Here is a 7,028-nt window from a genome sequence, read left to right on the forward strand (position 1 = left end):
CAGCACAAGGACTTTCCTCTTATGACTGCCAGAATTTCTTTTTTTCCCGTGGGCTGCGGCGACATGGCGTTGGTCAGAACCGATGCCGGCCGCTTCATTCTTATTGATGTGAATATCCGTCAGGCAGCGGACAACGCTGATGATGATACACCTGATGTGGCCAGGAAGCTCAAGGAGCGGTTGCCCAGGGACGCCTCTGGCCGGCCCTATGTCCACGCGATGATGCTAACTCATCCTGACAAGGATCATTGCAGCGGCCTTCTTCGTCACTTCCACCTGGGGCCAGTCAGCAGCTACCAGAAGGGCAGTGGCAAGATCATCATCCGCGAGATGTGGTCTTCGCCTACGGTTTTCCGCCGCGCGCAGAAGAAGACCTTTGATCTTTGCCCCGATGCGAAGGCATGGGCCACTGAGGCCCGCCGGCGGGTTGCTCAGTACAGAAACCTTGGCTATTGCCCCGATCAGGAGCGCATCCTCATCCTGGGGCAGGATGTAGACGGAAAGACGGATGGGCTGGATGCGATTCTCGTCAAGGTCGACGCGACCTGGACGGCCATCGATGGTGAGGTCGACACTACGTTCGGTGCCCTCCTCATTGCGCCTCTTCCGGCGTCTGACGATGACGAGGAAGAGCTTCTGACAAAGAACAACTCCAGCATCGTATGCCGGTTAAAGCTGGGAAGCGGTGGCGTTGCCGACGCTGGCCGTATTCTCCTGGGCGGAGACGCGGAGGTCGCAATCTGGGAGCGTGTCTGGACCCGGAATTCCGGCAATGCGTCCGAGTATTTCTCTTATGACCTGCTCCTCGCGCCGCACCATTGCAGTTGGCATTCCCTGTCATGGGACAGCTGGAGTGAACTGGGGGAGGAGGCCGAGGTTAGCGAAGATGCCCGCGCGGCACTTGGACAGCCGCGGGATGGAGCCGTGATTGTCGCCAGTTCCAAGACGATTTCTGACGACGACTGCGACCCGCCCTGCATCCGCGCAAAGCGGGAGTATGATGACATTCTCGATGAGGTGCGGGACGGGGTATTCTTCTGTGTCGCCGACAATGATGACGAACCCCTCGAGTTTGATATCAGGCCTGGCGGCGTGAAACTTGTCAGGAAGAAAGTTCCGGCAACTGTTGCCGCTCCTGTTATCGGAAGCCAGCCCATTGGCCACGGCTGAGGGCGCCATCCCGATGGACCTTCATGCTGTTGCATTCGCGGTCCGCCAGTTTGCGGCTCACCCGGGAGTTAGTCTCCTGGGTGAGCCTCAGCAGACACCGCGCGGTTTAGACGTGATGTTTCAGTTCGACCTGGAGTTCGGGACACGTTGGAGCGCTAAGGGCGAGAGCCCTACAGGTGTGCGTCCGCTGGAAGAAGTCAGGCTTGGCTTTCCAGATGATTTTCCGGCGTCTCCTCCGGAGATCTCTCTGCGCTCTGATTTCAGCCGGGAACATCCGCACATCCAGCCTTACTTGTCTTTGGACGGACGGGTTGTTCCGTGTGTCATAGACGCGCCCATGATGGAGTTTCTCGCAGCGTCTGGTTTTTCGCAGCTCGCCGCTCAGACAATGTTGTGGCTGACGCGAGCAGCGGAAGGTACGCTGATGTCAGGGGCTTCCGGTTGGGAGGCCGCAAGGCGAGACGGTGTGGACGACTTTCTTCTCCTCAATGAAGAAGTTATCCGTGCAAATGCAGGCAGGACTGACGGTCATGTCTACTACGAAACGTCATTCAGGACATCTGATGACGGCAAGCCTCGAAAAGACTTTCTCGGTGCACTGATTAGGCGATCAACCGCCCGGGAAGCGCTGAAGGCTGCGTCTCAGAGGTCCGGCATCGGTCTTGCCCTGATTGTGTGGGGTGGAGCCGGCAATTCGCAGGCGGATCATAGTTTCGACCAGTATCTGCCAGACGACGTTCAGAATGTCGGCGAGCTGCTCCAGCGAGCCGAGTTGTTTGGTCTGAAGGAACGTCTGACAAAGGTGCTCCCGCACCTTGATGTTTCGTCAAAGGTGTATCGCAAACTCTCCGTGCCACTCGTGGTGCTGTTGCTTGTCAGGCGACCAAGACCATTGATCGGGAGCGATAGTGCCATCGAAATTTTTGGCTATGTTCTCCCCCAACTTCGCACTGGCGGAGCATTCGACAATGCGAGCGATGTGGTCAGGCCGCTTGGACTGCGCGGTTCGGTAGAGCCTGGCGTCCTCCGCCGGATGAGCGGCGCCAGGGAAATGGCGCCCTGGGCCCTTCTTGGAGCAGGAAGCCTCGGGTCAAAAGTGGCGCTGCATTTAGCGCGGGAGGCTAACCCTCCATGCATCGTCGCAGATCCGGCTATGTTGTCGCCTCACAACGCCGCCCGTCACAGTCTTTATCCCGAAAGGGCCGGTGAATTTTCGGGCTGGCTGCAAGGGAAGGCAAACGCTCTTTCCGGCGTTTTGGGTGCTTTTGGAAATCGGCCTCGTGCGGTGACGGGCGATCACCGGCAGCTCGTCTCGGAAATCAGGGGCATGAAAGTCAGCGAACGGCCGGCCTGGGTGGTCAATACGACAGCTTCGCTTCATGTCAGGGAGTCCCTGTCCCGCACCGAGTATGATGACATACCTCCTGTTGTAGATATGACATTGTTTGGCAGAGCTGCTGTTGGCTACGTGGCCATAGAAGGCCCAGCGAAGAATCCCAACAGTCTCGAGCTTGTTGCTGAGCTTTATCACATTGCTTCAACTGATCGCTCCTTCGGGACTTTGCTGTTCGGAGAAAGCCCGGCTTCCCGGGTTGTCCTGGGGCAGGGGTGCGGTTCCTTCACCACCATTATGAGCGATGCACGCCTGAGCGTTCAGGCTGCAGTTATGACGGAAACGTTTGGATCATTGCGGCCAGGTGATGGCTCATCAATCCGCATCATCCTCAAGACGGAATCGCTCGGCCTTGATATCCGGCATATCGAAGTTTCGCCATTCGTCCGCGTTCCTGTTGAAGGCCTTGAGGGATGGTCTGTATCGATGCCAGAGCGCGTTGTTACAAAGATGAAGTCCGATATGGGAAGTCATCCGAACACGGAAACGGGCGGCGTTATTATTGGGTATACCTCACTGATAGCCCGGCGGATCGTGATCACGGACATTGTGTGCGCTCCGCCCGACAGCAAGAGAACGGCATCTTCTTTCATCCTCGGAACTTCCGGTCTGGAAGACAGACTTTCGAAGATTGAAGCTGAGAGTTCCGGGGTTTTGAGGCGGCTGGGCACCTGGCACAGCCATCTGGGCGCCGCCGAGCCTTCCGCGATTGACCGGAAGTCCGCCGAACTGGTTGCAGACGGCGCGTCAGGCCCGATGGTTCTGCTTGTCAAAGGAAATGACGGGTTCCGGGCTATATCGCAGCCGCCGAAGTTGCCAGCACCTTACAGGACGGATCCCGATGGAGATCAGTAAGACTTTCGACGCCTACGACGTGATCGGCGTTATTGTGCCCGGCTCCGTGATCACCGGAATGCTCGCGCTCCAATGGTCGCCATTCCTGTCACTTCTGGGACAGGACGGCATATCGATCGGTGGGCTGGGCGTATTTGTTTTTGCGTCCTTCGTATTCGGCCACCTGGCCCAGGCCGGGGGGAATGCGCTGGAAAAGCTAATGTGGATCCTGCCGGGTATGCCCACAGATTGGGTGCGCAAAGATCCGAGCCCTCTGATTTCGACAGACCAGCTTGCGCAATTGCAGACCAGGGTATCCGTGATGGAGCCGGGCGCGGGAACACTGAGTCAGATCGGAAAGCGGCAATGGCGTCAGATCGTTACGCGCATAGACGCCCGTGTTCGTGATGGCGGGCGCGCAGGCCGGGTAGACGTCTTCAACAGGACGTATGGATTGTTTCGCGGGCTGTCGACTGCATTCCTGGTTTGCGGAATTTGGTATTGTCTGGACAGCAGAGGACTACCTATCGAGGCGATGGCGGCATTGGCGCTGTCGGCCGTCGCAGCAGTGCGGATGTGGCGGTACGGAGTGCATTATGCGCGGTGTCTGTTTCTTGCTTTCATTGAACTCCCGCTCTCGCGGGAAGACGCAGAGAAAGTTCAAGGGGACGGTCCATTGTCTTAATGTCGCGTGAGGCCGATATGCGCCCGAAAAAGCTCCGGCTGCGAATAAGGGCACTTTGATGTCCGGTCCAGGAAAGCCTCCGATCATCGAACTGAATGAGCGACGCGAAGGTCTCAGGTCTGGCTTTGGAAGATAAAGGAATTGACGGTGGTGCTACGCAGCATCGGGACCTTTAGAAACGACCTGGTGCCGCACAACGCTGATGATCTCGCAAAAAGGATCGTGTAAAGTTCGCAAAAAAACAGGCGGTTGCTCTGAGTACCAGTCAACTCAGACTTCTCTTGCGCGCTGTTTCTAGAATGGCTTGCATGTAGCTCTCGACTTCGTTTTTCACCCAGACACTTCGCCTGCCGATATGGACGGGTGCTGGGAATGGCTGGATCGGGTCCTTGATGAGTTCGTAGAGAAGTGACCGGCTGATGGTCAGCCGGTCGAGGACATCGCGAAGCGACAGGAATCTCAACTCACCCTGCGGAACGGTTTGCGTTGCTTCGGGGAGGGCTTCCTCTTGATCCAGTTCCGCTACCATGCGGATGAACGCGCGCGGCGGGAACTGGCTCATTTGGGACGGTTCCAGACCATAACGCCGGTGCCTTCGGCTTCATTTTCGAAGAAGGCAGCCCGCATCGGCTTGGCAAAGCTTGGATCGTCGAGCTTCACAGCGAGGTAGGCCGTTTCGCCATCCTTCGAGTCCTGACGCCAGGCTGCGCCGAGCTCTGCGCCGCCGGCGTAAAGCCGGAAGTCTGGCGTATCCTTGCTCTTTCCCTTTTCCGTGTTGGGGACAAGTTGTGCCTTCACGTTGATGGTCATGGTACGGATGGTCCCGGTCCAGGCTCCGTCCTTCAGGGTAAATGCGCCGATCTGTGCCATGGGTCAGTCTCCTTTGCTGGCATTAGTGGGCAGGGCCTTCCGGGCCCGTCTGAACCCGGCGTCTGACGCCAGGAACATTTCGATCATGGCGGCGGCGAGCGTTTCGCTGCGCTCGGCTTCGCCATAAGTTTCGTGGTAGACCGCCGCATAGTCCTGCAGTGCGGCGGCCGTTTCAGGATCAAGGGCGAGTGTGAGTCTGACCGGTGTCCGGTCAGCGAGTTTTCCAAGACGAAGATTCATCGGCCTGTCTCGCTATAAGGACGTAGGACAAGATCCTTCGTCACGATGACACGGACGGGCCAGCCTGGGCGGATGGTGATCGAAGGCTGGGCGCTGAGGCTTCGATCGACGGCGCGCTGACCCGCTTCGTTGATCGTGTCGGTTGTTCCGCGGCGGATCGCACGTTCGATGTCGCCGTCGTCGCCTGGCCCGAGTTCAGCGCCGATGCCGAGCAGCGTGGCGAGACCGGCCGCTGCGAACACCTTGTCCCAGTGGTGATCGGTCCGGTCTTTCAGGCCCGCATAGCCGGACGCGTCGCTTCCCGGCTCGGAGATCGTGATTGAGCTGCCATCGGGCATCAGGATCCGGTCCCAGACGACCAGCGCCCGGTCCTGGCCGAACGAGACTTCCGACTGGTAGCGGCCGATGAGACGGCTGCCCTGCGGGATCAGGAGATGCTGGCCGCGAACGGTGTCATAAACATTCTGCGTGACCTGGGCGATGACCGTGCCGGGAAGATCGGAGTTTATGCCGGTGATCAGGCTCGCCGGGATCAGGGAGCCCGCCATCAGCTGGTAGGGCGAGAGGGGATCCTGCACCCGGTCGGGATTATAGGTGGGGGCCCCCGCGCGGTCGCTGGCAAAAGCGGTCTTCCGGGACTGGAGATTTGGATCGGGTGAGGGGCTCGCTGCGGCGGCCCGGGATGGCCGCGCCAGGGCGAGGAGCTCTGTGGAGAGATCAAAGCTGGCGTCTGTCGGCCGGGCAGGATCGGGGCCAGGCGCGGCCGCATTGCCGAGCCGGAACAGGAGCGGCGCGCGGGCCGCCTCCTCGGCCAGGGCGGCGGCCTCCAGCCGCGCGGTGCGGGCCGCGTCCTCTTCCGGGCGCGACCGGAAGTCGGTGCGGTACTCGGTCTGGAAGTCCGGTTCGATGCCATAGGCCTGCTCGGCGGCCCGGATGGTCGCGCCGAGATCGCCTGAGAAAGGCGTTCCGAGCACGGGCACGTCCCCGAGGGCGGTATAGTCGGCCGGAAGCGCCGAGAACCCCTCGGGCTTGCGCTTACCGGTCGCGAGCAGTTCAGCCTGCGGGGCGGGCTCTGGAGGCCGGGGCGGGGCGAGCGCAAAGGTGGCGGCGGCGAAGAGGCCCAGCGCGCCGAGACCTGCGCCCGCGAGCAGGAGCTTGCGGTTGATCCGGGTGGCCGGCTTCGGGGCCGAGCGGATCTCCAGCTGGCGGGCGGTTTCCTTGAGAGGCGGCGGCTGGGTCATGGGCGCACCCTCTTCCAGCGGGAGTTTGAGCCTTTGCGCGCCGTTTTGGAGATCCGCACGACTGTCTGGGGCTTTGTCCCATGACGCAGCTCGGCGGCGGTGAACAGGCGGTCGACGATGTAGTAGGGTCCGCGGACCCGGTAGTTGACGAGTTCGGCCGTGCCCCCGGATGACAGCACAAAGAGGGGCGGCATCTCGGAGGCAGCGACGCCTGCTGGCATCTGGATGAAGACCTGGCGCCCGTCATCGAACACGCGGACGGGGGTCCAGTCCGGGCGGTCGCCGGTGATGCGGTAGTCGAAACTGAGGGTCTCAAGGCTGAGGCCGCGTTCGACGGGAACGGCGTCCTGCGCTGCGACGTTCGCATTGCGGGCGGTGAGGCCGGCGAGTTCGTCCTGCGGATAGCGCCAGGAGAGGGCCGCCATGTAGGTGGCAGGGGTGGATTCCAGTTCAAGGTGATAGGTCCGCCGGTCTGTGGCGATCATCAGATTTGTCTGGAGGCCCGCGGCGACCGGCTTGACCAGGATATGCGCCCGGGCTGCGCGGCCGGAACCCGACGCCGTATCCCCGACAATCCAGCGGACCGTATCGCCGG

General features: G+C 60.6%; 8 protein-coding genes. 3 read left to right on the forward strand and 5 right to left on the reverse strand.

What is annotated here, in order from left to right; translation table 11 throughout:
* The first annotated feature begins 63 nt into the window (after positions 1 to 63).
* The 3 genes from C0456_RS17150 to C0456_RS17160 are packed head-to-tail and all read left to right on the forward strand — an operon-like array spanning position 64 to position 4,082.
* Positions 64 to 1,170 carry a metallohydrolase gene (locus C0456_RS17150; RefSeq protein ID WP_291054697.1) on the forward strand — a complete coding sequence of 369 codons (1,107 nt, stop codon included), beginning with the start codon at positions 64 to 66 and terminating at the stop codon, positions 1,168 to 1,170.
* A 13-nt stretch (positions 1,171 to 1,183) separates the two neighbouring features.
* Complete coding sequence (locus C0456_RS17155) at positions 1,184 to 3,418, forward strand: Mov34/MPN/PAD-1 family protein (protein ID WP_367179308.1); 2,235 nt, start codon at positions 1,184 to 1,186, stop codon at positions 3,416 to 3,418.
* Positions 3,405 to 4,082 (forward strand): hypothetical protein, encoded by a 678-nt coding sequence (locus C0456_RS17160; RefSeq protein WP_291054702.1) that lies wholly within the window; start codon positions 3,405 to 3,407, stop codon positions 4,080 to 4,082. The genes C0456_RS17155 and C0456_RS17160 overlap by 14 nt, the downstream gene beginning before the upstream one ends.
* A 265-nt stretch (positions 4,083 to 4,347) precedes the next feature.
* On the opposite strand, the gene C0456_RS17165 is transcribed toward C0456_RS17160, so the two are convergent.
* From C0456_RS17165 to trbG, 5 genes are all read right to left on the reverse strand, one after another.
* Complete coding sequence (locus C0456_RS17165) at positions 4,348 to 4,644, reverse strand: AlpA family transcriptional regulator (protein ID WP_291054705.1); 297 nt, start codon at positions 4,642 to 4,644, stop codon at positions 4,348 to 4,350.
* Positions 4,641 to 4,952, reverse strand: coding sequence for a DUF736 domain-containing protein (locus tag C0456_RS17170; RefSeq protein WP_291054708.1), 312 nt, complete (start codon positions 4,950 to 4,952; stop codon positions 4,641 to 4,643). The genes C0456_RS17165 and C0456_RS17170 overlap by 4 nt, the downstream gene beginning before the upstream one ends.
* Before the next feature lie 3 nt (positions 4,953 to 4,955).
* Positions 4,956 to 5,192 carry a DUF2274 domain-containing protein gene (locus tag C0456_RS17175; RefSeq protein ID WP_291054711.1) on the reverse strand — a complete coding sequence of 79 codons (237 nt, stop codon included), beginning with the start codon at positions 5,190 to 5,192 and terminating at the stop codon, positions 4,956 to 4,958.
* A complete protein-coding gene (locus tag C0456_RS17180) occupies positions 5,189 to 6,433 on the reverse strand; it encodes a TrbI/VirB10 family protein (protein ID WP_291054714.1) in 1,245 nt (414 codons plus the stop codon). Before C0456_RS17180 ends, C0456_RS17175 begins: the two co-directional genes overlap by 4 nt.
* Positions 6,430 to 7,028: P-type conjugative transfer protein TrbG (gene trbG, locus C0456_RS17185; RefSeq protein WP_291054717.1), on the reverse strand; the 599-nt coding region annotated here is incomplete at its 5' end. The genes trbG and C0456_RS17180, both read right to left, overlap by 4 nt.

This window comes from Hyphomonas sp. (assembly GCF_013823385.1).
Lineage (GTDB): Bacteria > Pseudomonadota > Alphaproteobacteria > Caulobacterales > Hyphomonadaceae > Hyphomonas.